34 protein-coding genes and 1 pseudogene are annotated in these 24,535 nt (G+C 41.9%); 4 read left to right on the forward strand and 31 right to left on the reverse strand.

Translation table 11 applies throughout. The annotated features are described in order from the left end of the window. Nucleotides 1-6 precede the first annotated feature (6 nt). From AAEY62_RS18095 to AAEY62_RS18210, 24 genes and pseudogenes are all read right to left on the reverse strand, one after another. Complete coding sequence (locus tag AAEY62_RS18095; protein ID WP_350635657.1) at nt 7-1,299, reverse strand: S49 family peptidase; 1,293 nt, start codon at nt 1,297-1,299, stop codon at nt 7-9. Further along, nucleotides 1,274-2,881 (reverse strand): phage portal protein, encoded by a 1,608-nt coding sequence (locus AAEY62_RS18100; RefSeq protein WP_350635659.1) that lies wholly within the window; start codon nt 2,879-2,881, stop codon nt 1,274-1,276. Before AAEY62_RS18100 ends, AAEY62_RS18095 begins: the two co-directional genes overlap by 26 nt. Before the next feature lie 2 nt (nt 2,882-2,883). Next, nucleotides 2,884-3,084: a gpW family head-tail joining protein gene (gpW, locus tag AAEY62_RS18105; RefSeq protein WP_350635661.1), complete on the reverse strand. Its 201-nt coding sequence runs from the start codon at nt 3,082-3,084 to the stop codon at nt 2,884-2,886. Nucleotides 3,085-3,087: 3 nt separating this feature from the next. Continuing rightward, nucleotides 3,088-4,989, reverse strand: coding sequence for a phage terminase large subunit family protein (locus AAEY62_RS18110; RefSeq protein WP_350635663.1), 1,902 nt, complete (start codon nt 4,987-4,989; stop codon nt 3,088-3,090). Next, complete coding sequence (locus AAEY62_RS18115) at nt 4,949-5,479, reverse strand: hypothetical protein (RefSeq protein ID WP_350635665.1); 531 nt, start codon at nt 5,477-5,479, stop codon at nt 4,949-4,951. The genes AAEY62_RS18110 and AAEY62_RS18115 overlap by 41 nt, the downstream gene beginning before the upstream one ends. Before the next feature lie 334 nt (nt 5,480-5,813). Continuing rightward, nucleotides 5,814-6,083: a hypothetical protein gene (locus AAEY62_RS18120; protein WP_350635667.1), complete on the reverse strand. Its 270-nt coding sequence runs from the start codon at nt 6,081-6,083 to the stop codon at nt 5,814-5,816. Continuing rightward, nucleotides 6,059-6,331, reverse strand: coding sequence for an Rz1-like lysis system protein LysC (lysC, locus tag AAEY62_RS18125; protein WP_350635669.1), 273 nt, complete (start codon nt 6,329-6,331; stop codon nt 6,059-6,061). Before lysC ends, AAEY62_RS18120 begins: the two co-directional genes overlap by 25 nt. A 313-nt stretch (nt 6,332-6,644) precedes the next feature. Beyond that, nucleotides 6,645-7,196: a transglycosylase SLT domain-containing protein gene (locus tag AAEY62_RS18130; RefSeq protein ID WP_350635671.1), complete on the reverse strand. Its 552-nt coding sequence runs from the start codon at nt 7,194-7,196 to the stop codon at nt 6,645-6,647. After that, entirely contained in the window at nt 7,123-7,413 is a 291-nt protein-coding gene (locus AAEY62_RS18135; RefSeq protein WP_350635673.1) for a hypothetical protein, read from the reverse strand. The genes AAEY62_RS18130 and AAEY62_RS18135 overlap by 74 nt, the downstream gene beginning before the upstream one ends. Nucleotides 7,414-7,494: 81 nt before the next feature. Next, complete coding sequence (locus AAEY62_RS18140) at nt 7,495-7,671, reverse strand: hypothetical protein (protein WP_350635675.1); 177 nt, start codon at nt 7,669-7,671, stop codon at nt 7,495-7,497. Between the two features lie 55 nt (nt 7,672-7,726). Next, entirely contained in the window at nt 7,727-8,785 is a 1,059-nt protein-coding gene (locus AAEY62_RS18145; protein ID WP_350635677.1) for a DNA-methyltransferase, read from the reverse strand. Between the two features lie 517 nt (nt 8,786-9,302). Next, nucleotides 9,303-9,578 carry a DNA translocase FtsK gene (locus AAEY62_RS18150; RefSeq protein ID WP_350635719.1) on the reverse strand — a complete coding sequence of 92 codons (276 nt, stop codon included), beginning with the start codon at nt 9,576-9,578 and terminating at the stop codon, nt 9,303-9,305. Continuing rightward, nucleotides 9,558-10,451: pseudogene (locus AAEY62_RS18155) on the reverse strand (recombination-associated protein RdgC); the annotation flags it as partial. The pseudogene AAEY62_RS18155 and the gene AAEY62_RS18150, both read right to left, overlap by 21 nt. 1 nt (nt 10,452) lies before the next feature. Beyond that, nucleotides 10,453-10,848, reverse strand: coding sequence for a hypothetical protein (locus tag AAEY62_RS18160; protein WP_350635679.1), 396 nt, complete (start codon nt 10,846-10,848; stop codon nt 10,453-10,455). A gap of 190 nt (nt 10,849-11,038) precedes the next feature. Beyond that, nucleotides 11,039-11,302 carry a hypothetical protein gene (locus tag AAEY62_RS18165; RefSeq protein ID WP_350635681.1) on the reverse strand — a complete coding sequence of 88 codons (264 nt, stop codon included), beginning with the start codon at nt 11,300-11,302 and terminating at the stop codon, nt 11,039-11,041. Beyond that, nucleotides 11,295-11,579, reverse strand: coding sequence for a hypothetical protein (locus AAEY62_RS18170; RefSeq protein WP_350635683.1), 285 nt, complete (start codon nt 11,577-11,579; stop codon nt 11,295-11,297). Before AAEY62_RS18170 ends, AAEY62_RS18165 begins: the two co-directional genes overlap by 8 nt. Further along, nucleotides 11,576-12,061 carry a hypothetical protein gene (locus AAEY62_RS18175; RefSeq protein ID WP_350635685.1) on the reverse strand — a complete coding sequence of 162 codons (486 nt, stop codon included), beginning with the start codon at nt 12,059-12,061 and terminating at the stop codon, nt 11,576-11,578. Before AAEY62_RS18175 ends, AAEY62_RS18170 begins: the two co-directional genes overlap by 4 nt. Before the next feature lies 1 nt (nt 12,062). After that, nucleotides 12,063-12,509 (reverse strand): hypothetical protein, encoded by a 447-nt coding sequence (locus tag AAEY62_RS18180; RefSeq protein ID WP_350635687.1) that lies wholly within the window; start codon nt 12,507-12,509, stop codon nt 12,063-12,065. Beyond that, nucleotides 12,506-12,691, reverse strand: a complete 186-nt coding sequence (locus AAEY62_RS18185; protein ID WP_350635689.1) for a hypothetical protein — start codon at nt 12,689-12,691, stop codon at nt 12,506-12,508. Before AAEY62_RS18185 ends, AAEY62_RS18180 begins: the two co-directional genes overlap by 4 nt. Beyond that, nucleotides 12,684-12,854, reverse strand: a complete 171-nt coding sequence (locus tag AAEY62_RS18190) for a hypothetical protein (RefSeq protein ID WP_350635691.1) — start codon at nt 12,852-12,854, stop codon at nt 12,684-12,686. The genes AAEY62_RS18185 and AAEY62_RS18190 overlap by 8 nt, the downstream gene beginning before the upstream one ends. A 32-nt stretch (nt 12,855-12,886) precedes the next feature. Then, entirely contained in the window at nt 12,887-13,219 is a 333-nt protein-coding gene (locus tag AAEY62_RS18195; RefSeq protein WP_350635693.1) for a hypothetical protein, read from the reverse strand. Continuing rightward, entirely contained in the window at nt 13,219-13,524 is a 306-nt protein-coding gene (locus AAEY62_RS18200; RefSeq protein WP_350635695.1) for a hypothetical protein, read from the reverse strand. Before AAEY62_RS18200 ends, AAEY62_RS18195 begins: the two co-directional genes overlap by 1 nt. Beyond that, nucleotides 13,487-14,134: a bacteriophage antitermination protein Q gene (locus AAEY62_RS18205; protein ID WP_350635697.1), complete on the reverse strand. Its 648-nt coding sequence runs from the start codon at nt 14,132-14,134 to the stop codon at nt 13,487-13,489. Before AAEY62_RS18205 ends, AAEY62_RS18200 begins: the two co-directional genes overlap by 38 nt. Nucleotides 14,135-14,136: 2 nt before the next feature. Then, nucleotides 14,137-14,382 (reverse strand): hypothetical protein, encoded by a 246-nt coding sequence (locus AAEY62_RS18210; protein WP_350635699.1) that lies wholly within the window; start codon nt 14,380-14,382, stop codon nt 14,137-14,139. A gap of 85 nt (nt 14,383-14,467) precedes the next feature. Here AAEY62_RS18210 and AAEY62_RS18215 point away from each other — a divergent pair, with 85 nt between their 5' ends. Continuing rightward, nucleotides 14,468-14,932 carry a hypothetical protein gene (locus tag AAEY62_RS18215; RefSeq protein WP_350635701.1) on the forward strand — a complete coding sequence of 155 codons (465 nt, stop codon included), beginning with the start codon at nt 14,468-14,470 and terminating at the stop codon, nt 14,930-14,932. Here the strand turns inward: AAEY62_RS18215 and AAEY62_RS18220 are convergent. From AAEY62_RS18220 to AAEY62_RS18230, 3 genes are read right to left on the reverse strand one after another with little or no spacing between them, the layout of a single operon-like run. Continuing rightward, complete coding sequence (locus AAEY62_RS18220) at nt 14,901-15,194, reverse strand: hypothetical protein (protein WP_350635703.1); 294 nt, start codon at nt 15,192-15,194, stop codon at nt 14,901-14,903. The genes AAEY62_RS18215 and AAEY62_RS18220 overlap by 32 nt on opposite strands. Continuing rightward, a complete protein-coding gene (locus AAEY62_RS18225) occupies nt 15,160-15,726 on the reverse strand; it encodes a hypothetical protein (RefSeq protein ID WP_350635705.1) in 567 nt (188 codons plus the stop codon). The genes AAEY62_RS18220 and AAEY62_RS18225 overlap by 35 nt, the downstream gene beginning before the upstream one ends. 19 nt (nt 15,727-15,745) lie before the next feature. Next, complete coding sequence (locus AAEY62_RS18230; protein ID WP_350635707.1) at nt 15,746-15,967, reverse strand: hypothetical protein; 222 nt, start codon at nt 15,965-15,967, stop codon at nt 15,746-15,748. 492 nt (nt 15,968-16,459) lie between these two features. On the opposite strand from AAEY62_RS18230, the gene AAEY62_RS18235 reads away from it, so the two are divergent. The 3 genes from AAEY62_RS18235 (at nt 16,460) to AAEY62_RS18245 (ending at nt 20,823) form a co-directional block, all read left to right on the forward strand. Next, a complete protein-coding gene (locus AAEY62_RS18235) occupies nt 16,460-20,218 on the forward strand; it encodes a plasmid replication protein, CyRepA1 family (protein WP_350635709.1) in 3,759 nt (1,252 codons plus the stop codon). 157 nt (nt 20,219-20,375) lie between these two features. Next, nucleotides 20,376-20,573: a hypothetical protein gene (locus AAEY62_RS18240; protein WP_287201486.1), complete on the forward strand. Its 198-nt coding sequence runs from the start codon at nt 20,376-20,378 to the stop codon at nt 20,571-20,573. Nucleotides 20,574-20,610: 37 nt separating this feature from the next. Continuing rightward, a complete protein-coding gene (locus AAEY62_RS18245) occupies nt 20,611-20,823 on the forward strand; it encodes a hypothetical protein (protein ID WP_287201484.1) in 213 nt (70 codons plus the stop codon). Nucleotides 20,824-20,895: 72 nt separating this feature from the next. Here the strand turns inward: AAEY62_RS18245 and AAEY62_RS18250 are convergent, their stop codons facing one another. The 4 genes from AAEY62_RS18250 to AAEY62_RS18265 all read right to left on the reverse strand — a co-directional run bounded on the left by AAEY62_RS18250 (nt 20,896) and on the right by AAEY62_RS18265 (nt 24,310). Next, nucleotides 20,896-21,078 carry a hypothetical protein gene (locus AAEY62_RS18250; protein ID WP_350635711.1) on the reverse strand — a complete coding sequence of 61 codons (183 nt, stop codon included), beginning with the start codon at nt 21,076-21,078 and terminating at the stop codon, nt 20,896-20,898. A gap of 118 nt (nt 21,079-21,196) precedes the next feature. Beyond that, on the reverse strand, nt 21,197-21,541 hold the full coding sequence (locus AAEY62_RS18255) for a hypothetical protein (protein WP_350635713.1): 345 nt from the start codon (nt 21,539-21,541) through the stop codon (nt 21,197-21,199). A 27-nt stretch (nt 21,542-21,568) separates the two neighbouring features. Continuing rightward, on the reverse strand, nt 21,569-22,297 hold the full coding sequence (locus AAEY62_RS18260; protein WP_350635715.1) for a hypothetical protein: 729 nt from the start codon (nt 22,295-22,297) through the stop codon (nt 21,569-21,571). A gap of 78 nt (nt 22,298-22,375) precedes the next feature. Further along, nucleotides 22,376-24,310 (reverse strand): protelomerase family protein, encoded by a 1,935-nt coding sequence (locus AAEY62_RS18265; RefSeq protein ID WP_350635717.1) that lies wholly within the window; start codon nt 24,308-24,310, stop codon nt 22,376-22,378. Nucleotides 24,311-24,535: the final 225 nt, after the last annotated feature.

The raw sequence follows: 24,535 nt of genomic DNA on the forward strand, positions 1-24,535 counted from the left end.
GCTGTATTAAACTCCAGTGGCTGTTTTAAAGCTTGCTAACATTGCAGCGGCTTGGGCTTCATCGGTGCTTAGCTCTGCATCTGTTTGGTCGCTGTCGGCTGATAAATCAGGGTGGTTTTCTGTGTTCATGGCTTTTTGAAAACCATCTGATACGGTTGCGCCTGCTTGTTCTTCTGGCTTTGGCGTATCGGCTTGTGGCTCTTTTGGTGAGCTTTGCAAAATGGCAACCGCTTCATCAACACTCATGCTGGTGTCGTAAGCAAGTTTACTTGCAAGACCTGTGCGGCCTTGTGCATCTTCGCAGCTCATAATGCCTTTAATGCGTGTACGCTCTGCTGTTGCAGGGTCTGTTTGCGTGGCTGCATCTGCGGCTGGTTTTTGTGTATCAGCGGTTGGCGCTGGCGTGGTCGTTGTTGCGTTTTCGTTTGGCTGGGTGCTCATAACATTTCCTGTTTGTGCGTTTTGAGGTTTGTTTACAAATTCAATGAACTCGCCAAGTATGCTGTTGCTTGATACAACGGCATCAGCAAGGCCAATATCAACGGCCTGTTGGCCTGAGTAACATTCGGCTTCGGTGTTTAGTACATCGGCCACACTTAACCCGGTGCCGCGCGATACCGCTGTGGCAAATTCGCCACGGGTTTTTTTACAGTCGGCTTTTATTTGGGCTTTTACTGTGTCGGGCAGTTTTTCGTATGGGTTGCCGTCTACTTTGTGTTGACCATCAAATATTAGGGTCATTTCTACGCCGTAATCTTCAAGCATTTTTGAAAAATCAGCATGGGCCACTAAGACACCAATTGAACCTAGACCACCGCTTTGTGTGACTAAACGGCGTGTACCTTGTGCGTGTAGCCATTGGCCTGCGCTGTAGGCCATGTCGTCTGATAGTGTCCATACGGGTTTTATTTTGCCGCATTCGTGGATTAAGTCGCCTGTATCGGGGCAACCGTAAACCGTACCGCCGGGGGTGTGAAATTTAACAAGTACCCCTTTCACATCGGGGTCGTGCATGGCAAAACCAATTTTACGTTTTATTACGTCATACCCTGTGGCCCAGCTGGCTGAGTAACCAAGGTTATGAATAAGCGCGCCGCGCACCGTAATAATCGCAATGCCTTTGATTAGCTCGTAAGGCTTGTATTCGCTGTTAGCAGATACAATGCCTGTAGCCATTGCGCGTTGTTGCTCGGTTAGTTTGCTTGCATCAAACTCGGCTTTGATTGATGCAATGCTTGTTATGTGCCGGGCATCGAGCAGCACCGGGCATTGGTTAAACTGATTCGCTATTGGGTTCATTCTTTTTCCCGTTGTTATTGGCTGGCTCGTCTGGCTGTTCTGGCGCGAGTTCTTCGGCTTGAACCCAGCTTGGTTTGGGTAAGCCTTTGTCTTCACGTAGTTTCATTTCTCGCATTTGTTGTTCAAACACTTCAATGTAATCTTCGCCCATTTTGGCCAGTTCTTTTTGGTAAGTAGATAAGCCGCTTTCGATAAGTAAAATCGACTCTTTAACTTCTTTTATGCCATCTATTGATAAACGGCCTGAGCCTATCCAATCACTACGGCAAAGGGCGCTGCGGGCTTCCCAAAAGTTTGTGCCTTTGGGTAGCTTAATTACGCCTTTGGCAATGGCTTCTTCTAGCCACAATGAGAAAATGGCGGTTGCTTGGCGTGAAGCAATAATTTTGCGATCACCCATAAAGTAACGCCAACTTTCATTTAATCCGGCGCGCGCACCTGAGTAATTAGAATTTTGGAAATTGTGCGTGTATTGCTCAACTGATACGCCCGTACCCACGGCCATGTATTGTAAAAACGAGTTTTCGAGTTGCGAGTAACCGTTGTCGGAATTGCCCGGCTTTTGCAAGCTGAGCTTTTCACCAGGCATTAAGTGCGACACTTTTGCGCCATTCATGCGAATGTTTGCGCCTTTATGGTACTTGTTAACCGCGCCAAGCCAGTTCCATAGATTTTTTTGCGTGTCTTCACCACCCGTTATAAATTGAAACGCTGACTCTGAATCAAGCTCGGATTCAATAGTGGCGGCGTACATGGCGTTGACTATGGCGTTTTGTAGCTTGGTTTGTTGTAACTTGTCGTGCATGTGCATTTGGCTCATGATTGACATTAATGTGTTACTACCACGCGATTGGCCATCGTCACGCGCATCAAATATATGGATAAATTTGCGCCGCCCCCACCATGTTTCTTTAGGGATATAACGCAAGTTGTGACCGACCATGCTGAGCGGTAAGTTCATGTTACTGTCGGCTACATAAAAGCCAACGGCGTTGCCATGTTTGCCGTGTTTGATGCCGCCACGAATGCGGGCATCGTAACTGGTTACATTGCCCGGATTACGTACACGTTTAGGTGATACCATTTTTATGGCGGTGGCGTAGTCTGAGTTGCGGCGCGGTATCCATTCAGCCGCACACATTACGTCACCGTAACTAAAGTGCTGGCTAATGCCTGCGCGGATCAGCATGGTAAAAGTACGCTTTTGCTCTGCGTCTATGTAACAACGTTCGTCTTCTGCGTATTCGAGCCATGCCGATTCAACATCGGTTTTAACGGCCATAAACTCATCTTCTGTCCAACCTAGCCTGCGCCACATGGGTTGCCAGTTAAGTTTGAATATATGACCAACGATGTTGTCTAGGTGTAAGCGTAAACCGCCAGCGGCGTATGCATTATTGCGAACTAGATCATCTGAACGGGCGTTGCTTAAATCAAGGTTTGGTAAAAGCGCTGCGTCTTCAGTGGTTAGTTCTGGTGTCCAACTTGCTAACTGACCGCCAAAACCTTGGCCACCACCTTCGTATGCTGACATTTGCCTAATTGGCTCGCCTGTGTGGCTAAGTATTTGGACGTTTTTCATTTTTAAAAGACTCCTGCTGGCCCTCGGCGTTTGCTTGAGCCTAATGCGTTTTCAAGTTCGGTAATGGCCGCTTTTAGGCGGTTAATGTCGGCGGGTGCAAATTCGACTCTGCGCCCATCTTTTTGCATAACTCTTACCGACTTACCCATTAATAAGTCGCTGTAAGCGGTTTTCATTTGTTCAAGTCGTTGTTGTTCTGTCATGGTTTATCCTGCGCCAATGGCTTCTATATCTATGTTTGAACTACTGCCACCGGTTGATGGGGTTTTTGCCAGTTCGTTTAAGTTGATACCAAAACGGCTGGTGCTTATGCGCAGGGCAGCAAGGGCGTAAACAAGGCAATCAAGTGCTTCGTTCCTTCGCCCTTCGTTATCCCAGCGCAGCACTTTTTTACCGCTTACCGATTTTTCAATGAGCCGCTCGGATGCAAGTTGCTGACAGGTGAATTTGTCGCAAATATCATCATTAATTGGTAAGTGCATTAAGCCATCGGGTTCGCTGGCTGGATCAAGTGGGTCGTTTTCCATGTGCAAATACAGCAGGTCTTTTGCTGTATCGGTGCCGATTTCGGTATGGTAAACGCCGTTTTTATTGCGTTTTAACGGGAAGTTTGCAATTGGTTTGCCGTAAACGTTTGCACCTTTGATTGGGATGACACGAAACAGGCCATGCTTTTTGCTGCGCTTGTTTACTATGTCGGGGTCTATGCCGCCTGTATCCCAACACCAACGCGCTACGGTCATTTCTGTTCCGTTGGCGCGTTTGTAGGTTTTGTTTATGGCTTTATCAACGAGCTTTAAGGTGCTTTCTTTGTCGTAATCACCCATGATGATTTGTTTATCGACTAGCCACTTTTCATCGTTTGGCCCCCAGCCCCACACAAACAACTCGTAACGGTTGCGTTGGCTGTCTATGCCGCCTGTTAAAAATACGGCCCGTTCTGGTACTTGAGCTTTGTATTTTTCGCGGCGCTCGAACAGTATTTCGTCATCAAGCTTTTCGCTGCTTTTATCTTCGTAGTCTTGACCAAGTACGGTATTTATAAAAGAGCGTTCGTTTGCTGGTTTGCCTTTGGCCTTTAACCATTCTGCTACTATTTCGCCCCACCCATCTAAGTTGAGTGAGTAAAGTGCGTTTATTTCAATGCCTACGTTTTTTGGGGGTTGAGTTCGATAACCGTGTTCGGTAAAAAACTGGAGGCCGTCTTTTGTCCATGTAAGGTCTTCGGCAATCCATTTGCCAGCTAACTCCATTTTAGTAAGGTCTGAATAATGAAATGACTGTCCGCACTCTGACGTATTTACGCACTTATAATGTGCCGTTCTGGATTTTTTTTCAGTTGTGCTTTGGGTGTCATCCCATAATAAACCGTACTCTTTCAGTTCACCGTCACGTTCACCGAACTCAAGCACTTGCTCTGTGCCGCAATGCGGACACGGTAAATAAAACCGAAATACTAGGTCGCAATCTTCCAGTATGTTACTGATGTGCGAATTACCAGCCACAGTGGGCGTGGTTCCAAAAATGGCTTTGGGAAAACTTGCACCTTTTAAACGCTGTAATGCCAGCTTTATTGGGTTACCTTCGCCTTTGCCTTTTTTGCCTACTTCTAACGGCCATGCATTTACTTCGTCACCAATTAACACTTGTTTGGTTAGTCGGCGGTAATTACCCGGCGCTGTTGCACCACGAAAGTCGATTGTTGATCCAATCATTACTTTCTTTGAAACTTTGTTGTTTTCGCTCTTAACATTCCAGTCGGGAAAAATGCGCTGAATAATTGGCATTTCTTCAATTACTGGATCAACTTCATCAACTACAAACGCATCTGACTCGTCATCTACTGGCTGGTAAACAACGGCGCTGCGCTTTTTATGTTCTGCTAAGTAAAGCAATGCGGCCACCATCATTTTGGTGTAGCCGAGCCTTGCTGATTTTTTGATTGCTAACAAACGTATGCTGTCGTTTGTCATCATGTTAAGTAGGGCTACTTGCAAAGGCTGTGTAACCCATGCGCCTGCTATTTGCGAGCTACCTTCGGGTAGTCTGAAATATTTATCTGACCATTCAACCGCTGTAATCGGTATCGTTGCCTTCAATGGATTCAAGGCTCGCGAAACCGCTCTCGATATCGCTATCTTCATAGGCTGAGAGATCTGGTTTAACGTCTGCGAGTTCATTTAATGCCATTGCCAATTCTCGCTTTAGTACCTCGACCTGCTCAGTGGTCATATCTGGCGAGGCCATTTTAAGCTTTGGCAACCACGAATCTACGCGGGTTCGTAAGCCAATGGCCACCATCGATATTGTGTCAATAATGATTGATATAGGAGCATATTGTTTTTCGAGGACTAATCGCTTTGTTCTGTTGAGTTTAATGCGTTCTTCACGCTCATCGTTTTTGAGCTGTTGTTCGCGCTTTTTTTCTGATTCTTCGTCTTCGACTTCCGCTTTTGGTTCTTCAGGTTTATCTACTGATTTGAACGAAATATAAGCGTGAATACTTGCAAGCGGGTCGATACCATTTCGGCCATTAGCTTTTGCTAGAACCCCTTTGTTTTGTAGGTTCCTGACCTGCCTGTCAGATATTCCTAACAAGTCACCTATCTGCTTTGCCCCATATTTGAGATCGGGATTAAAAAGTTGGTCTTTCATGCGGAAACCGGAAACCCTATAAAATGAAAAAATTTTAAAAGTGAGCGCTTTCCTGCGAGTTTCAAACCCGTAGAGGATCAAGGTGCTGGGAAGTACCTTTTAACATTTCAGTATCAATTCGCTTGAACAAATATTAATTTATTTATTTGTTGAAACAAACTGCACCACGGCGGGGCGTGGGGGTGAGGAAGGGCGAACCCTTCCCCGTTCGGCGGCTTAACGTGCAGTTACGATGCCGCTCTTGTGCTTGCGCTGGGGCTCGTCTTGCCGGACGGGCTTACTCGTTCTGCTCCCAACTCTTTGCGATTTGTTTTTTACTTTTGCTTTCTGCTTTGGCTTTCTTTCGGTTATGTAGATAGTTCAGCAGTAATAAGAAGAAGGTGCCGAGCATGATCATATCGCTCACAGTAAAGTTGAACTGTAGGGTAATGAGCTGTTTCCAATTGGCTTTAGCTAAATTCTCTGCGATTGCTGATTGAGGTGCAGCAATTACTGCCGCACTGCCAGCTGCTAAGCTCTTTATTATTGTTGTTGTATTAAAAGCCATTGCCTTAAAGCCTTCTTATCTAAATTACACATAACCAGCGCATTGTGTGCGCGAACGCTAAACCTTAACAGGTCTGCGTTAGTAACCACGTTCGTTTGTGGTTGCTGACAAACATTCATCAGGTGAGCAGGTGGCAGCACCTTCACCACCTTGGTCACTGTTACTATTTCTTTGGGTGGTGGCGTACTCGAACACCCGCTTAACATCAGTAGGCAAATGAACATAAGCCCAATCTGTATTGCTCTCATCGTTTATTACCTCAATCAGTTCTGTTTCAACTTTCTGGTTTGATACGCTCAGTAGCTGCATATCTGTGTAATGCTTACTTATAAGTAACTCTCGCCGTTCTGCTTCATCAACCAATTGATTAACAGCGGCTGTCTGTTGCTCTAAGCTCATCGTTAGCTTAGCGATTGCTTTGGTCTTGCTTTGCAACTCAACTGCAGTAATGGCCGCATCAGTGGTCAACTTGTCAATGCTTTGGTTCTTACTGTAAATAACAGCTGAACAACTTAATGCCAACGCAATCAATGCGCCGCCTAATACTCTAATCATCATCAGCTATTGCCTTAATAATGTGTGGTAGCGCCTTATAGCTAAGACGTACCCAATGGTTTCTTTGGAGTGTTGAAAGGTAATATCTGGCAGGCACTTAATAATGTCAGCATACAGCGTGGCGTTATTGCAAAGGCGCTGGGCCTTTAACAAATTACCAAAGCCTGCATTGTATGAGGCCAGTGCTAAGTTGTGCCTGTCCTGCTCTGGCCTGTTCCATATCCAACCGCGCCGCATATTAGATAAGTAATAAGCGCCTGCTGGTATAGATAAGTGCGGGTCAAACGGTGAGCCATCAATAACTAATTGGCGGCTAACTTCTCCCCAAGTGGCTGGCATAAACTGTGCTATACCTTTAGCGCCTGCGGGGCTAACTGCGTTCGGTCTTAGTGCCGACTCTTGTATTAACTGCGCTTTGTAAAGTTTCCAATCAACGCCTGGTAAATATTGTTTGCTTGCTTTAAATATCTGGTAGTCGTACTTGTTAGGCCATGATGAACCCGAACACGACAAAGACAGCAGCAAACCGATAACTAAAATACATCGCTTTATTGTCATTACTTGCCCTAAATTTAACCCAGCCGTTAACATCAAAATCAATTCTTGAATCAAGGTAGGCCAATGCAAAACGTGCTGCAGCAATTACCGTAAAGGCTTTAAGCAAGCCAAACGCAAAGCTGATCACCATTACATTAGTAACAACGCTTGGCGCAACAAAGGTGCTAACCAATAAAAGAATAAGAGATGCTAAAACGGTAAGTAGTGGTTTAATCATTTTTAATAGTCCTGTGTAGTGGCTAACTGATTGCGTTAATGGTGCGCCATGCCAATGCTAAATAGCCTGCCTGATTTTGGTTTAATGAGTATCCGTATTGCTGTCACATAACGCCCCCTGCTTTATCTGTTCTTTCATTTGGATAACAGTATTTTTAAGGGCTAATAACTTTACAGATAAATACAAAACCACACCGCTAAGCACCAACACAATTAAGGTCAGCAAACTTAAAAGGCCTGTAATCGTTGCAACATCCATAAAAGCTCCAATAAAAAGGCCAGCAAAGTGCTGGCCTGTTTTAATTAAATTAAGATCAGGTTTTAACTAACTCTTCAAAAGCTGCAACCGACCTATCAAATGTTTCTTCTTCAAGCTCAATGCCTATGTACTTACGGCCCAGCTTTAAACACGCCTTGCCCGTACTTTGTGAGCCACCAAACGCATCAAGTACCACATCACCTTCTCGACTGCTTGAGCTAATAATGTGTTCCATCAATGGCGCTGGCTTTTCGCATGGATGCTTGCCGGGGTAATACTGAACAGACTTAAAGTGCCAATGATCAGTAAACGGCACCTCTTTTGATACGCTAAATGGGCGGCGTAAAGATTGATACTGCGCTTTTAGTTCATCATATGAGGCTGTTAACTCTTGATATTCCTTTTGTAGCTCACCGTATTGGTCGGCTAGTTCAGCATGGCTAACCTGTAGTTCTTCACCTTTAGCTTTAAACAAAGCCTGCAGCTTTGCGTAATTGTCAGCCGATGGTAAAGCCCACTGGCTATCACTAAACCAATGGCTGCACATTTGAGTGCCTGTTGCTTGGTTAATGTCTTTAGCTTTAATGTCTAACTTGTTCTTAGCATCACGAAAGTAATCAATTAACGGCTTAAACACTTCTTTACGTGCTGCAGCGCACTTCGTTGCATACCCTGCATTACCTTTAGCGTACCCCTCACTGCCATAATGCTCAGCAAATATAATGCGCTCTGTTGAGCCAAAATACTTGCGTAAGTCACTTTTGCGGGCTTTATTCCAAGGGCCGCTTGGCTTAGTCCACACAATATTATTGAGTACGTTAAAACGTGATCTCATTAATATTTCAGTATCAGCCGATAGCGCATGGCCACAAAACAAATATATGCTGCCATTGGGCTTTAGTATTCGCCAAAACTCACAAAGCATTTCATCAAGCCATGCTAAAAACTCAGCAGAGTTATCCCACTGGTTATCCCATGCATTTTGTTTAACTTGAAAATAAGGTGGGTCTGTAGCAACTAAATCGATAGAGTTATCAGGGATTGTTTTTAAATATTCAAGCGAATCAGCGTTAACTAATGTAATAGCGCCTGAATTAAATGTTCTTTTTGTCATGAATCTACTTTTTTTATGGTAGTATCCTGCCAACTCTCTGCAGTAGAGTGGTGGGCCTTGGTTTGGCTCATGATCTAGTTAATGGGTCAAATGCAGGTTAGGTCTGGCCACCGAGCCTGCGCCCACTTCAAAAGCATAACGCCAACATGGCGCGCTTAGTGCCTTAATAACGGCTTTTTCACACCTTCAATCCAGTATCGACTTATTGACAGATAATACGAATCAGTGAATTTTAGGCATAAAAAAACCGCCATCAAGGCGGTTTTTACAGTTATCCAACTGTAGTGAATAGACTAATTTACCTATGCCATTTTGTCAACATGTTTAAATTAATAAATACATGCTTGTTTAAATGTGTAATTAAACAATCAAAACTCTAAGCGGGTTGCCTGTACCAGTTCACGCTGTTTTATTGCAATCAGCTGGCAACGATAAAAGAAGTAAGGTCGTCTTATGTTCACCTTAACCCAATTTTTAAATCCTACCCACTCAGGGCGGCAGTAGTTGCCGCCGTTCATTAGGCTAATACCTCACGCGCACCATTTGCACCGGGCGCACTAATAATGCCTGCTTTTTCCATTTCTTCTATTAAGCGAGCCGAGCGGTTATAGCCAACACGCAATTTGCGCTGCAGTGCTGAAACGCTTGGCTTTTTGTTCTCAACAACAAACACAACGGCTTCACTGTAAAGAGGATCATCAACGGGGTCTGTGTGTAAATTATCAACTAAGTCCTGCTTTAAACGCTCGCTTTTAACTTCGCTAAAACTATCATCACCGCAACCTATTAGCAGCTCTAATAACAACTGCACTATTTCACTTGATGCCAAGAAAAAATCAGCGTCTAGTTTACGGGCCATTTCTTCTTTTGGTATGTCGGCGTTTTCTTCTTTTAGTGTTTCGCAATAGGTAATACGCTTAATTGAACCGTCTGTTTTAAGTGTAAACTTCAGGCGCTCTTTCCAATCAAGTCTTAAAAGCGTTACACGTTTACCGCTTTCTAAATGCGCTTTAACTTCATCACACGATAGTTCATGCCCTGCTAGCTTAACATTCTGCCCACTATCGCATGGCTCTTCTAAGTGAGCATCAGCGCCAATCGCAAAACCGTCTGGCGTTTCATAGCTTGTTAGCCATGTAGTTAAAAGCATATCTAAATCAATATTTGAAAACGCTGGTACCACTGGTAAAGTGCCTAATGATTTACGTAATAGCGCAAGCAGCTCTTCGGCCTTATTAAAGCTACCCGCATTAACCACCAACAAACCGTTTTTCATATCTATAAAAGCATGAGTGCGCGTTGTTTTGGTGTAAGCGTCTTTCATCATTCCAAACAAAATTAATTCTTTTAGCTCGTCTTTTTCTTTTTTCTTAACCGGGCGGTTTTCACTGGTCTCTATTGCTTCAACCTTTTCGGCCAGCAGCTCGTTAACAACGCTGGTGCTAATGTCTTTTGCTACGTTCACAGCACTCACTAAAATATGGTCTTTGCAAAAATGCGCTAATGTCTCGCCATGCTTGCCTAATGCCTTGCCCCAGCCAAACGTTGATAGTTCCTGTTCACCGGGTTTGCGAATCACATCTTGCGCAAGGGCCGCTTCAAACTCTTCGGCATTGTACTCAGCTGGTTGCTTAAACTTATATACAATTAAATTACTAAACCACATATTAATAGCCCCCTTGATTAGTTGCCGCACGTTGAGACTGCCAATCTATTGTACCCTCAGTAAGCGACTCTAAAATGGTATTGCCCGGGTACATTTTAACTTTATCAAAAAAGCCGGGGCCGTTATTTTTAGCCCAACGACTAACTTCACCAATCACCTTATAAAGTGGCGTCATTTGTGGCTGGTTAGTGCCTTGTATGTAAACAACTTGCCCGTTTACTTTCTTTTCTATGTACTCTCTAACCACTTTAATATAACCCTTATCTAAAGGTTGACTCGCTTGGTTGCCGCCTTGCGCGTTATTTTGTGGTGCATTGTTTTGGCCATAGTTGTTTTGCGGTGCATTTTGCTGTGGTCGGTTTTGGTTGCTTTGCTGGTATTGGGTGTTCTGTTGCATTATTTTTCCTTTGTGAATTTATTTTTTACTGGTTAGGTTCAACATTCCAAAATATTGAAGCCACTTTGTTTATAAAAAGCAGTAAGCTCTTTGCGAGTGCTGCACTTAAAGCGTGGTAAAAAGCCTTGCTGAAATTTCTTTCTTGAACCAAACACCCAATATTGGCCTTTAATCATTTTGTGGTACATGGCTAAATCCCCGACTCGCTTAATGTTTGATAATTTAATGATGACTCTTTAAGCCATAACACTGCTTGTTCTATTGTTTGCTTTTCATCAGCGGCCCACACTGGCAATTCAACGCTATCAACCACTGCTTGAAAACAAGGCGTTGTGCAACGTATTGCTTCGCGTGTCTTTATTTGGCATTTAAGTAAGTAAGAAGCTTTTGCAGCTAAAGTTTTTAAGCTGTTGTATTTATGCTTATCAAACTTTTCATATTCATCATCAAACATGGCTTGAACTCCCTATTAGTAAGCTTGGGCGTTTAAACAGTAGCGCTTGGTTTTGCAGTTGGTTTAATGCAGTGGTACGCCCATTAATTGAGACTAATTTAACCTTTCGGTTAGGTAGTTCTGTTTCAATAACCGTGTATTTTTCGCAGGTTCTCATATTGCTAAGCCAGCCTGTTGCTCTTGTAGCGCCCTCATTAAATTCGCGGCCCAACTCCAAAGCAGAGTAAAACAAACCTGTTTCAAGCATTTTTTCAGCAGCTGTTTGAGTGTTCATCATTCACCCCCTGCTAACTGTAAAAAGCGGCTAAGGCATTCGTGTTCGCCTTTGTCGTAATGCTTCACCAATTCATGCCAGTTTTCAGCAATACAGCGCCATACGTTACTTTTGCTATACATTCTATCTATGTCGGAGTGTCTAAAGCCGCAGGCTTTTACCATACGAATGCAGCGGCCTAAATCATCAGCATCATGAGGTATTTCAAATACTGCAACTGGTAAGCGAGTGGTGCCATTATCAAGCACGTAAGCCATGTATTTAGAGCTAAGTCCGGTATCATCACAGTTAAACCACTGCGCCACGGTCATGCCTTTTTTTGCCATTAGCTTTTCACGCTTACATTCATCAACCACAACGTTGGCCGCTTTAATACAGGCGTTATAAATGGCTGGGTCAAAAGTCATATTCGGGTACTGCCTAATTACTTCATCACTAATTGCGCTCACAAGCTTCATTTGATTTATTTGGTATTGGTCGCTCATGTTATGCACTCGCTTTTAGTTGGTTTGCTGTAAGTCGTTCATATTTTTTCTGCGTTATGCCATGAGCTTTAATTGCTTCACTCGTATTTATACCGCTATCTATTTTCTCTTTAATTGCGATAAGCAATAAATGCTGGTTATTGCGCTGTATATTACGGACGTCAGACTTTGTTATATTTTGCTTTTCTAGCTGGTAGTAAATTGCGCCAACTGATACGCCTATTTCTTTAGCTATAACCGTAATGGTTTTGGTTTTTAGCTGTTCTGGAACATTAGAATTTTTAATTTTTAGTGCAGGAACGTTACCTTTAAAAGCAACTTTATTTTTTTCCATGTGGTAACGGATTGTTTCAGGGAAAACCTCGAATTTGTCGGCCACTTCTTTTATAGGTAATGTTTCAACAAGCTCTAAAATTAGGCTTATATCCTGCTCGCTTAATTTGCTCATTTAACACCTCGTCTAAAGCTTTTTGGTACACCTGTTTCATTAAGCGCTATTTCTTTAAGGCCCATTTCGCGGCGTTTGGCGTTGTTGTTATCAAAAAACAAATACGCTTTTTCATAATCGGCTTTAGTCGGCTTGTTTGCTTCGCGGTGGTAAGCATAAGTTTCTGCTGTTTCACTAATCATTTAGCAGGCCCTCCAACGAGTACGCATTATCAATGTCGCGTTGCTCATCACGTTCAAGCTTTGCTCTTAACGCATCTTGTGTTGCTTTAGATAAGCCCTTGTTGCTAACACGGCGGTTGCAGCCGCCTTGTTTTTGATATGGTTTGTTAGGTTGTCTTTGCATGGTTTTTCTCTTTGCACCAATGGCGCGGTTAGTTAACAAATATCATTAGCCGTAGGCTTATGATCCAGTTTTCTTACTACTAATGTTTGTGCGCTTTCGTGCTCAATATCAGTTAAGCAATGCGCTGGTAACCAAGAGCCCGATGCAGGCTCTAAAAAATACTTGGTGCCATTAAATAAAACAGCATCGGTAAATAGTCCGTACTGTTTTATTTTTGGCCTTCTTCTTATAATGGGTTGCTCGTTTAATGAGTTGTTTTGATGACCGGAGCTTAAAATAACGCCAACTGCGCTTACCGATAAAACTAAAGAAACAATTAAACCTGCAGCAATAAATAGTCCTGGTGTAGCTAATAACGTATTCATTAAGCCGCCTCTGCTTCATCTATTTGTTTTTGTACTACGTGATAAATACCGTCACGCTCGTAACGCATAGCCCATACCTCGGCAATGTGTTCGTTGTTTGGTAGGTTTGAGCGGTGCCAATCTGTTACCGCTGCCTGCATTGAACCGTGTGGCCCTGTATGAAAACCGCAACGTGTGCAGTAAAACGTGAAAGGATTATCACCATTTTGTAAATGTAAGTGCGGCGCTTGCTCGCAGCTTAAACACCCTCTAAAGGGTGAAAAATATTTAAGCTGTCCTGCGATCTCTTTTTTGTTGAGTTGCATTAAAAACCTCCTTTAATACCTTGTTATCAAATCCGTCTAATAGTTGGTGCATAGTTTGCCAGTGCGGCAACCAGTCACGAACCCAGTGATGTTCGTTAATGCCAAGCAGTTCGCGTATACGAACAGGCTTATGCAACACGCTATCGGTTAGCGTTATGCTGCGCCAATCTTGCATAGCTAAAAACACCATGCTTTTAAGGGTGGCCGCTTTTTTTTGTCTAAATGCTTTTGGTTGCTTATCTAAAAAACAGGCCCATACGTGGGCGGCTAATACTTCTGTGTGACTCCAATTTGCATCATCACAATAAGTAAAATAAGCAAACGAACACATCTGCTCGTCTAATAAATTAATTGCGCGGGTAATTTTTGTTAAAAAGAACACATTGCTTGGCATTGGGCAGCTCGATTTTTTAAAGCGTTGGGTTTGTATGCCACGCACCGGATCGGTATAAATGCGCTCGCCTGATTCTCTGTCCTTAACAACAGGGCGTGTGTGGGGGTTTGTTATCATTGAGCCGTCAAAGTCCAACTGGCCGCGAGTCAGCGCTTGTACGTTTAACGCTTCAAGTATTTCGTTGCGAACAGCTTGCAGAGTTTGACCACACAACATGATTAATTAAAATCCTTATCGGCTTGTAGTTCTTTTAAAACGTTAATTGAGTAATTACCGTGAGTAAGCAACTTTTCAATTTTTTGTACGCTTGGGCTTTCAATCTTGCCCTCGTAAAACTTATACAGCCACGCCTCTGTTAAGCCTGCCTCTTTAGCTACTTGTCTAAGCTTGTTTTTACCAAGCGCCACACTCTTTAAGTATTCCATTGCGGCTTGAATTAAAATCGAATTAGTTGTGATATCCATAAATACTCTTCTATAATGTTTGTTTAGTATAATATTGCTAAGAAATTTTTAATCAAGTATTATTTTACTTAACTTAGGGATTATAATGCTAATTATGGAAAGTGCAAAAAACATTCACGACAATTTATGCAGGTTCGCAGCCGAGCAGGGCCTTAATGGTACCGAACTGGCTAGACGATCGTTGCGTTATGGTGGCGTGTCTCAAAAAACAGTAAGTAATATAATGCGGAAAGATGGGTTCGACCCAGCTTCGTGCAATATTGGCGTAAACAAACTTGATGTTTTAGCCAAAACGCTCAAAGTCACCCCGCATCGTTTAATCATGCCTGCAGAATCTCACGATTCGTTTACAGGTGAAGAACTTGAAAACTCGTTAGCTATTGCGCTTGAAACATTGGCCGAAATGGAAATGATAGAAAGTGAAGATTTTGAAAGGTTAAATAAGCTTGTTGATATGATAGCTGCCGCTCAGTTCTCAGTATTAGTGAGAAAAGAAGACAGCCCTCTAAAGTCGCTAGTTAAGTTCTTTGTACGTAAGATGAAGAGCTAGCGCTCTCGTCTTTCGTGCTTAACCTTAGTTCCTGTCCCAGTCTTATAAACTCACGCTTTATTTTAACGTTTTGGTCTACATGGGCCTTAGTGAATCCGCCGTTTAAATCAGCCTCTTCTTGAATTACCGCCAACTGCTTTGCCAGCTGCTTTAACTCGCCACCAATTGGATCTGTAATACCAAGTTCGTTTTCTTGATACGAACGTACTGCACTATTTTTATAACGCTTAATAACCCAAAATAAGGCTATGAACGCGAGCACTAAAAATACCGCGAGAACTCCTGTTACGGTTGCTGTTGTCACCGCTTAACTCCTTGTAACCTTTTAAATAGTGAATAAATTGATAGATAGACGGAAATGCTAAAATAATAATAGTTAACACATAAAGTGTTGGCCCTGTTGATGCGTAAATTAAGTCCATTGCGCTAGAGCCATTACTTTTAACAATATACGTCAGTGCATATACTAATATTTGCACTACGCTGCCTACTATAAGAAAAATATCCGATAATATGAACTTATTATGAATGTTTTTTGAAAATAACCTAAACGCAATAATAGAACCTATTAGCAGCAGTTCATACATACACCAGCCAACAACCCAATACTCAACACCTTTGCTAAATAAATAATCAAACAAAACTAATTGAGACACTGCGCTAAATGCCAATGTAATAAGCGCTAAGTGAAATACCTTTTTAATTTTTACACTTAAAAGTAAACACACGCTTAACGCAATAAAATAAACTTTTTCGATACTTAACGCATCTATATAACTAATTATAGGTTCCATCCTTGTTATACCTTTTAAATTATTTTGGTTTTGTTGGCCACGTTCCACCACCACTGCCAGAATAAAGCGTTTGCTCTTGCGCTTGCTGCTCTTGCGCTTGTGCCGAAATGCTAACTGTATCGGCCTGTAGCGTTTGAGGTTCAGCAACTGCTTGCTGCTCGCTTACTGCTTGCTTTGTGGTGGTATTTGCGTTGCTGGCTGCTTGAGCTGCAACCGGTTGTGAAGCGGTATTAATTTGCATTATGTTTCCTTTCACTAGTCTACTTTAGCAGACTAAATCAGATTTTAGTAAAATATTACTATTAAAGGCAATCAATTTCTTGATCAATTGGATCTGATTCCGTATTATCTGTGTTTATAGCTTACTATGAAATTTAATAAATTTTAATTAATTTTTGAACGATTGGTGATTCAAGGACAAAGAAAAGCCGCAACAAGTGCGGCTAGATTCACAAAGAATTGAATTAACAAGTAGAAATATGTTTTTTAGACTATGTAAACAGGTCGGCAAACCAAATAAACATAGCGAGTGGTACCAATACGTTAGGCGGCAACCTAGCAAATCAGCCCTCTCTAAATTACATAAGGTAAGACATAGAAAAAAACCGAAGGTTACTATGAAACACAAATGTAACTGCACACTTCGTATTCTATGTCTTACCACTTGTTAATTCAATTGCTTTTGTGAATTTAAATATTTGTTTAAATGTTTAATTATACAAGTGCAAAAAATATGCAAACTAACAACTTTTTAAAATGGTATAACGAAAACTTTTCTCGCGGTGAAGTGGTAGCCAATCATTTGGCTATTGAAATTTCAAACACCGCTGCAGAGATTGGTGTTGACTGGTCGGCTGTATCTGACCGCGTATCATGGCGCAAAGGTAAAGAAGGTAAAGTTAACGCCTACGGTAGTTCGCTGCTTAAAGGCTTTAAAAATTCTGTTGGTATATATGCATCACTTGAAACATGCAGCAAAACGGGTGTTGAATACCCGCTAATCACATTTAAAAACAAGGGTGGCGCAGGTGACACGGTTGTGTTTAATGCTTTGTCGTTCCTTTGGGACTTATACAAAGAACAAATAGGCAAAACATTATCACCCGCTGAAATAAGTCGGCGTGAAAGCGAGCAACGAGCCAAGCAGGACACCGCCGCCCGTAAGCAACAAGCCGCCCTCCTTAAACAGCAACAAGAGAACAAAAGGAGAGCGGCAAATGTTAGCAAAGAACTTGTTGAACATAACCAGCTGCCTCGTGCAGTTTCTTTCGTTTATACAGATAATAAAAAAATAGCTAATATTTTAAACTTTGTTGATGCTCGCCAAGGGCAAGACAAACATGGTCACTTCATTAGTTTACTGCTACAAGACACCTTAAACCGCCCGCGCGGCCTGCAACGTATTTACGACAACAACATTACAAAGCCTGATGGCAGTAAAACAAACAAAGACTTTACATGGGGCATGAACAAAGACGGTGCACACCTTGTAATTGGTGATATTGCCAACGCTGACCGTGTATTTGTTGTGGAAGGTTTTGCAACCGGTGCCTCTGTATTTTTAGCCATGCTAGCAAACAACAAAACAGATAAAGTGGCTGTAATTGTAGCGCTGGATTCTGGCAACATGGTTAAAGTTGTTGATCAGTACAAAAAAGAGCAACCACACCTGGTGCTGCATTACGCACTAGATAACGACCAACACAAATGCAAGCAAGGTAAAGGCAATGCGGGCGTATTAGTGGGTATTAACTTATTAGCTAAACATAAAGACGACCGCGCATTTTTACCAAACTTTGAATTGGTTGATAACGTTTTTCAAGCAACTGACTGGAACGACCTGCACGAATACCGTGGCTTAAAAGAAGTAGCCAAACAATTAAACGGTAATAAGTCGCGCTTTAAACTGGCAGGCGATTTATTTGAACGTGCATTAGATAAGCTGCAGTACGTAAGCAACACCCAATTAATGAAAGAAGCGCTTGTTGCCGCGAACGTAGGCATGCAAGTGGGCTTACCTAAATACCGCCCATCTGATGTGGTTAGCCTTATTCGTACACATACGGCCCACGCTAAGGACCGCATTAACGTAAAACAACTAAGCGAAAAAGTAACCAAAATATTTAAAGCTAAAGTGTTTGCAGCGCAAGAGTTTCGTTCGTTTTCAAAACGCATTACCAGCGCTAAATTCAGACCTGAACATATTACTTACAAGCGCTTTAACTCATCGGTTGTTACTGACGAAATGCTTGATTACGTAAAATCTAAAACGGGCGACATTGTTATTGTTCGCGCGCCAATGGGTTCGGGTAAAACACAAAACCTTATTAAACCTGTTATGTGGGAAAATGAGCGCTCTGCGTTTTTTGCTCACCGTGTATCACTAATTGGTGGCGCATGGGATGCGCTAAGTAAAAACGCACCTAAAGGTTACGCGCCGATCACTCACTACCAAGACCCTAACGTAAAAGATATGCTGCCGGGCTCTAACAAACTGGCCTGTTGTATTAACTCAGCTATTAAAGGCACGTTTGCACCACTATTAAATAATTTACACGCGCTTTGTATAGATGAAGCCGCGCAAACATTACGCCACACTACAGCAGGCAGCGCAGTTGCTTACCCTGTTGCCGTGTTTAATAAAATTCTGCAAATGGTATCAACCACTCGCGACCATATTGTTTTAGCCGATGCCGATGCCAACGACACACTTGTTGAGTTTTGCGAACTGGCTTTAAAAAGACGTAACGCTTACTTAAAAGAGTTATACGGTGAGGATCACCCTGATTGTAAAATTCATGTTGTTGATGCGGTTACCGATTGTTCAAACACTAAAATTTATTACACCAATGCAGACACCGCTTTTTTACGCGCTGAAAAAGACGTAGCAGCAGGCTTTAAAGTGCTTATTGCTAACGACTCAGCTAAAAACGGCGCAATGCTATATACCCATTTACAAAACAACTACCCTGACAAAAAAGGGCTGTTTATAGATGCAGACTCAAAACCTGAAAAAAATATTCAAGCGTTTACGGATGATCCAAACGGTGAAAGCTTAAAATACGATTACGTTATTTACTCGCCAGCCATAAGCTCTGGTGTATCAATTGAGAATGGCCACTTTAACCGCCACTACGGTATTTTTTGTGGAACTGTTGCACCTTCTGATGCAATTCAAATGATTCGCCGTGACCGTAAAGCCACCGAATTTATTTTAGGACTGTCTACATTAAACAGTTCGCGTGAAGAGTCGGCCCTTAATATGTGGTTAGGTATGGTACTGGCCAACGAACACAGCCAGCTTGATGTATCTATTAATAAAGAAACAAGCAAAATTGAGTTAACAACGGAAGACCTAGAGTTTGACCGTTTTAGACTTGAGTTAATAGCGCAAGAGAACAAAGCAAAAAACGACTTTTCAAATAACTTGTTATGTATTTTATTTGCAGACGGTTACAAGTTACACCAACTTGAAGCCACTGAACTTGAACAAGAGATTGGCAAAAGCAAAAAAGAAGCAAGCCGCGACTTATTAAAAGAAATTGATATGCAGCGCCACTTGGAAAACCCAACGCCAAGCGACACAGAACGTGCGCAACTAAATGACCGTAACAATTTATCTAAAGACGAAAAAGCACAGTTAAACCGCTGGGCCATTGAAAACCAATTAATGATGGACGTTGATCAAGAGTCGGTAGAGTTTTTTAATAAAGGCGCTTTACGTAAAGTTAAATTATTTGAACTACTGCAAATGAACGCAGACGATGCAAAGCGTATAGATAACGCAGAGCTATCGGCAGAGGTTCACCCGTCTACTCGTTTATACCTTGCTAAGCAGCGCCAAGCGTTAAGAGATTTTTTTGAAATTGCTGGCTTTGATAGTAAAACGGGTGAAGGCAGCGCAACACCTGAAAACCTAGTAAAAGCAATGAACCACTTGATTGAAGGTGACAACATTCATGTGTTTAACAGCTTTTACAAGTTTGGTGGCCACATTGACACGTTTAGCCGCCGTATGAACCCACTAAGCAAAGCTAAAGGCATTATGCAGGCGCTTGGCTTAACACTTAATAAAAACCAGCTAGCCAGCGTTAAAGAGGGCTCAACAAGCCGCCTGCGCTATTCAATAGAAAAAGCAGACTGGTCGGTTATGGCTGACATTCAACACAAACGACTGGCTAAAAAAGTAAGCGGCTATAGCTTGGAACATCTGGAAGGTATTACGATCCAAGCCATGCCTGATAACTATATAGACACCGCCGATACCGTGGATGCCCCTCAAGCCAATAAAATAAAGGCTTCTAGCTGGATTAGCGCATTTAAACAAGCGGCTGAAAATCTAAGAATACCGTTTGAATTAGCGCCAAAAGTAATGGTTAAACTACGTGAAGAGGGCCATATGAACCAGCAGACCCCACCGGAGGGGGCGCAATCGGTTATTTCGCGTATTTATGCCAACTTAACAGGCCAATTTAAGCCTAACCGGGCTTAAAAAACCGACCTAACCCACGAAAAAAACGCATCGGCTTAACTGCCGAGGCCCTTCTTTTGCCAGTTTAAATAAGACTGGACTCTTCGTATGTGCAGAGCTAACATTCATTTTAACAAATAAACATTTATACAAATAAACATTTATACAAGGCTTTAAAATGAATAACTTAAAACTAGCAAAACAAAAAGCAGACGAACTAGCCACCCTTATTGGCGAGGCTTACTTTGAAGCAAACAGCCAAGGCACTGCAGCAGGCAATTTATTAGCCATGCATATTGAACCAGAAATAAAAGCACTGGCAGACCTTGAACGTAAATTAAGCCTGTTAATGATGGCACTTGATAACAACAAATAAATTAAGCGCCGGGGAAACTCGGCTTAAAGGAGGATTTATGACAATAACAAAAAACGCTAAAGCCATTATTTACGCATTAACCCAATCAGAGTTTGGATCTTACTTAGGCAGTATTTGTTGTGTGATTGGTGAAAGTGTAGCAACCACTGAATTTATACTTGAACAACTAACGCAAAATAACCTGGTGCAGTTATCCAGTTCGGGCCTTTATACAGCCACCGCGCAAGGCATTGAACAATTGAACATTTAAACAAACATACAAAGTAATAAATAAACAAAACCCGCTTAATGCGGGTTTGTTGGTTTATGGGTTAAATGTTTTTCACTCTATACCGCGCCTTTTTGCTTCGGCTTCCATAACTCGTTGGAACTCAGAGTTTAAGTGAATAGTGCAATAGCGTGTGCCGTAAACGTTATGCTTTGCATCTTTCTCGCATTCACCACAAATATTAAATAACCGCTTTCTTAATTTAGTAAAATATTTACTTACTGTTTTTTTAATCACTTTAAGCCCCTTTCAATACGTTCTTGAGTAGCCCAATGTAATTGGCCCAATTGGCGGTTTGTTTGCATGGCTAACCAGCAATTATAACGGCACCATTTTATAACGTGTGAATTGTTCATTATTCAGCGACCTCTAATTTAAACAAACGCTTTAACTCATGTTCATATTTGGGGTAGTCACTAATAAACTCTTTTATTCCATAGCCTAAGCAAAATTCCCCACCTATACTTTCTCTTAAATGCTCAAACGCTACGCACTCACCGGTTTCTGATGTGTAGTTTTCTCTTAACGTTAGGCATGAAATACAGGTTTTGTAACTGTCGGGTGCGCCATCCCAAACACCACTGCAGTATTGATAAGTTTCACCAGTATTAATACTTTGATCACATTCACAGCACTGGTGCTTTTTTATTGCCTTACGAATTTTCGCGTTAAATGCTGATGGGGTTACACAGTCACACATAAATCACCTCTATATTTATTGTTTAAATTAAAACGCACTATATTCAATTGATTCACAGGCAGCCGCTTCAAAGTAATGCGTATGTTTTTGGTGTGTTTCATCACCACCAACAAAGAAGTTACCGCTTAGCGCTTCGTATTTACCAAAGTATTCTAGGCCCTTATAAGTAAAACAATATGTGTTACCGTCTTTCAACTCATCAAAACTTACTTCACCGTTACGTTTAATTTTTATTGCTTGGCACTCAGGGTAAGTGCATTGCATGTAATCACCTATGTTTTCCCAATCGTGATCACAATTGTTTTGCACTTCTTTATTAACGCCTTGCTGTATTAAATCAACAATTGCACTTTCAATTTCTTCAAGGCGCTCTAGGCGCTTTGCTTTTAGTCTGTTTAGTTCAGAAATAGCATATTTTTTAGCTGCCGCTAAAGTGGTGAAAAAGTTTTCTGCAGGATAAGTTTTACTGTGCCAGCCAAACTTAACCCCCAGCTCAATTTTAACCACGTCCTTTTTTGACTCAGGATATTTAGAAACAGTTGATACATTGGTTGTTATAATATCTTCAATAACACATTCCCAAACAGGTGTGGTTTCTGGTTGGTTACTGTGTATTGGTGCAACATACATATAAACCGTTTGACCTACTGAAAACTGACTCGCATGTTTTATTGCCGCTTCATTGCGCATGATTTGCAATGCTAGGTCTTCTGCTTGCTTAGCAATGGCTTCTGCTTTTTTAGTTGAATCTGACATATTTAAACCTTTGTGAATTTGTTTAATTGTTAAAATATTTAGTTGTTAATGGCTGGGCCATTGCTGGCCCGTTGCGATTTACTGTTTATCGAGTTCACTTTGATAAAGTGATCTAACATCGGCTAACGCTTGTTTTTTGGTGCCGGGCTGTTCAACTTCAAACACGGTGCCGTTTATGGTTGCCATTGCATGCCAGTTTTTACCGATTTTATTAGCCGTTATTTCAATTTCATCTGCAGGGGGCCAAACTATGCCTGGTTCTTTTTTGTCATTGGCTTTTTTATCACCGGCTTGTTTTGCTTGTTCAGCTTCTTTGCGTTCGTGCAGTTCTTCAAGCAGCTCGGTTAAATCTTCAATTTCTTCATCACTTACCAGCTCCTGGCCTTCTAAACTTTCCAGATCACGCTTTATGTCTTCTAAGCGTTCAATTAACTCTTCGCGTTCATTAACCAAGTCTTGTTTTTCTTCAACGATTTCGTCTTTACGGTCGGTGGCCATTTCTAAATCTTCTTCAACGGCTTGTATTTCTTTGTCGATTTCGCTGGTTGGTTTTTTCTTAGGCTCAACAAATACAAATTTATCTAGTTCAACAAATTCGTTTAGGTATTTTTTAATAGTGTTTAAGTTGGTTTGGGTACCATCTATTAAACAAAAGCGGCGTATGTAAGAGGGCGTGATTTTTTCCAGTTCCAGCCCTTCGCTCACTTTTTCTTTTAGCCAGTCGTGCATAATGGCAAATTTTGGTGCGCGGGCGTAAAGCTTCACTTTTTCGTCTGCTTTGCTTAAATACTCAAATAGCGCCTTTTGCTTATCATCGTTTGCGTTGGGGTTATCTTCCTGCGCCAGTACCTTTATTTTTTCAATGGTGCTGTCGAGTTTAAAGCACTCATAGTGTATTTGCGTTTCAATAAGTGAATGGCCTAAAACTCTATGACGATAAGCAGAGCGAGATTCGCCCTCTTTGGCGTGTTCTTCGTAGGTGACCTCAGTGTATAAAGCGCGGCAATCCTTAAAGCTAAAGTAACCATCTTTTAATAATGCTTTAATGCTGCGGTTTAATGTACGGCCATATTTCGCGTTAATTGCTGCGTTGTGGTAATAGTCTTTGTTGTCGCCACCCAATACAGTGCTTTCAACTTCTTCACCGCGCACATTACGATAATTAAGCGGTTCCGCTTTAGTTTCGTTTCTAAGTTTTTTCAATGCCTTACAAATAATTGCGCTGTCTATCATGGCAGGCACTTCGTATGGCTTTATTTCTTCAAATAAATGGCGGTTTTTAGTTTTAAGCTGACCTGCGAATAATAGCGTTGATTTATTTACAGCCTTAATTGTGCCTGTTTTCATTATCTCAGTTAAGCGCCTGCCTGTAGCCATAGCAATGCCAATTGCAAGGTCTGACACGCTAGGGTCATCTTTTGTTAAAAGCTTCATAGCAAGCGTTTTAACCCACTCAGGATTTACTAAAATTTGGTTTGATAGCTTAGCTTTTAATTTCTTGGCGCTGTCATCGCTGATAAAGTCTTTATACGAGCCTTTAGGTTCAAACATGTAATACGCATGGTGTTCAATACGCAGTTTAAGCAGGTCTGTTTTAAAGCTCGACCCGGTACGCGCCCCAGCTCTAAGTTTTATTAAATTTTCGCGTAATGTTTCAATTGGCTGTGAAGGATCAAGCATTTCTTCAAGCCCCTCAACCGAGCCCGAATACTTATTAATAAAGGCGTTAACGTGCCTTTCAATGGCGTGGTGCTTAAAGTTTAATGACTTAATAGCATTACGGTAGCCCTCCATAATTTTAGTGTAGTAGCGGTGTGACACGTTCGGTTGTTCCAGTATTTCCCCGGTCTTTTTATCCACTACAATATTAAGCTTTTCGTCTTCTGTACGTGCGATGGTATTACAACGGTCTGTAATATACTTAGCTGCGCCACTCTCTTTGGTTTGTGCAAACTCAGTTATGTCTTGCACCTGTTTAGCTATTTTTTCAACTCTGTTTTTTGATTCACTCATGGTTGCCGCCTTTTTATAAACAATAAATTAAATGTACCCTTAGCAATGTAGCACTGTTTAAAAAGTGTGTCAACTGTACCCGCCACCAATTACACATAACTGTACCCGCTACCATATATATAAGTGTACCCGCTACAAGTATTTAACTGTACCCTCTACCACTTACGCAAGTGTACCCGCTAATTACGTAATTAGCGGGTACACTTGCGTAAGTGGTAGAGGGTA

The organism is Pseudoalteromonas sp. GW168-MNA-CIBAN-0100, from assembly GCF_040309225.1.
Taxonomy (GTDB): Bacteria; Pseudomonadota; Gammaproteobacteria; order Enterobacterales; family Alteromonadaceae; genus Pseudoalteromonas; species Pseudoalteromonas arctica.

Excerpts from the sequence above, each read along its gene's own strand:
- AAEY62_RS18145 (WP_350635677.1), bottom strand. The coding sequence starts at position 8,785 with ATGACAAAAAGAACATTTAATTCAGGCGCTATTACATTAGTTAACGCT.
- AAEY62_RS18165 (WP_350635681.1), bottom strand. The coding sequence starts at position 11,302 with ATGTTTGATGATGAATATGAAAAGTTTGATAAGCATAAATACAACAGC.
- AAEY62_RS18160 (WP_350635679.1), bottom strand. The coding sequence starts at position 10,848 with ATGCAACAGAACACCCAATACCAGCAAAGCAACCAAAACCGACCACAG.
- AAEY62_RS18195 (WP_350635693.1), bottom strand. The coding sequence starts at position 13,219 with ATGAATACGTTATTAGCTACACCAGGACTATTTATTGCTGCAGGTTTA.
- AAEY62_RS18210 (WP_350635699.1), bottom strand. The coding sequence starts at position 14,382 with ATGGATATCACAACTAATTCGATTTTAATTCAAGCCGCAATGGAATAC.
- AAEY62_RS18120 (WP_350635667.1), bottom strand. The coding sequence starts at position 6,083 with ATGGCTTTTAATACAACAACAATAATAAAGAGCTTAGCAGCTGGCAGT.
- AAEY62_RS18180 (WP_350635687.1), bottom strand. The coding sequence starts at position 12,509 with ATGAGCAAATTAAGCGAGCAGGATATAAGCCTAATTTTAGAGCTTGTT.
- AAEY62_RS18255 (WP_350635713.1), bottom strand. The coding sequence starts at position 21,541 with ATGTGTGACTGTGTAACCCCATCAGCATTTAACGCGAAAATTCGTAAG.
- AAEY62_RS18095 (WP_350635657.1), bottom strand. The coding sequence starts at position 1,299 with ATGAACCCAATAGCGAATCAGTTTAACCAATGCCCGGTGCTGCTCGAT.
- AAEY62_RS18230 (WP_350635707.1), bottom strand. The coding sequence starts at position 15,967 with ATGCAAATTAATACCGCTTCACAACCGGTTGCAGCTCAAGCAGCCAGC.
- AAEY62_RS18200 (WP_350635695.1), bottom strand. The coding sequence starts at position 13,524 with ATGCAACTCAACAAAAAAGAGATCGCAGGACAGCTTAAATATTTTTCA.
- AAEY62_RS18170 (WP_350635683.1), bottom strand. The coding sequence starts at position 11,579 with ATGATGAACACTCAAACAGCTGCTGAAAAAATGCTTGAAACAGGTTTG.
- AAEY62_RS18185 (WP_350635689.1), bottom strand. The coding sequence starts at position 12,691 with ATGATTAGTGAAACAGCAGAAACTTATGCTTACCACCGCGAAGCAAAC.
- AAEY62_RS18190 (WP_350635691.1), bottom strand. The coding sequence starts at position 12,854 with ATGCAAAGACAACCTAACAAACCATATCAAAAACAAGGCGGCTGCAAC.
- gpW (WP_350635661.1), bottom strand. The coding sequence starts at position 3,084 with ATGACAGAACAACAACGACTTGAACAAATGAAAACCGCTTACAGCGAC.
- AAEY62_RS18235 (WP_350635709.1), top strand. The coding sequence starts at position 16,460 with ATGCAAACTAACAACTTTTTAAAATGGTATAACGAAAACTTTTCTCGC.
- lysC (WP_350635669.1), bottom strand. The coding sequence starts at position 6,331 with ATGAGAGCAATACAGATTGGGCTTATGTTCATTTGCCTACTGATGTTA.
- AAEY62_RS18175 (WP_350635685.1), bottom strand. The coding sequence starts at position 12,061 with ATGAGCGACCAATACCAAATAAATCAAATGAAGCTTGTGAGCGCAATT.
- AAEY62_RS18260 (WP_350635715.1), bottom strand. The coding sequence starts at position 22,297 with ATGTCAGATTCAACTAAAAAAGCAGAAGCCATTGCTAAGCAAGCAGAA.
- AAEY62_RS18100 (WP_350635659.1), bottom strand. The coding sequence starts at position 2,881 with ATGAAAAACGTCCAAATACTTAGCCACACAGGCGAGCCAATTAGGCAA.
- AAEY62_RS18205 (WP_350635697.1), bottom strand. The coding sequence starts at position 14,134 with ATGTTGTGTGGTCAAACTCTGCAAGCTGTTCGCAACGAAATACTTGAA.
- AAEY62_RS18215 (WP_350635701.1), top strand. The coding sequence starts at position 14,468 with ATGCTAATTATGGAAAGTGCAAAAAACATTCACGACAATTTATGCAGG.
- AAEY62_RS18130 (WP_350635671.1), bottom strand. The coding sequence starts at position 7,196 with ATGACAATAAAGCGATGTATTTTAGTTATCGGTTTGCTGCTGTCTTTG.
- AAEY62_RS18245 (WP_287201484.1), top strand. The coding sequence starts at position 20,611 with ATGACAATAACAAAAAACGCTAAAGCCATTATTTACGCATTAACCCAA.
- AAEY62_RS18225 (WP_350635705.1), bottom strand. The coding sequence starts at position 15,726 with ATGGAACCTATAATTAGTTATATAGATGCGTTAAGTATCGAAAAAGTT.
- AAEY62_RS18140 (WP_350635675.1), bottom strand. The coding sequence starts at position 7,671 with ATGGATGTTGCAACGATTACAGGCCTTTTAAGTTTGCTGACCTTAATT.
- AAEY62_RS18265 (WP_350635717.1), bottom strand. The coding sequence starts at position 24,310 with ATGAGTGAATCAAAAAACAGAGTTGAAAAAATAGCTAAACAGGTGCAA.
- AAEY62_RS18240 (WP_287201486.1), top strand. The coding sequence starts at position 20,376 with ATGAATAACTTAAAACTAGCAAAACAAAAAGCAGACGAACTAGCCACC.
- AAEY62_RS18135 (WP_350635673.1), bottom strand. The coding sequence starts at position 7,413 with ATGATTAAACCACTACTTACCGTTTTAGCATCTCTTATTCTTTTATTG.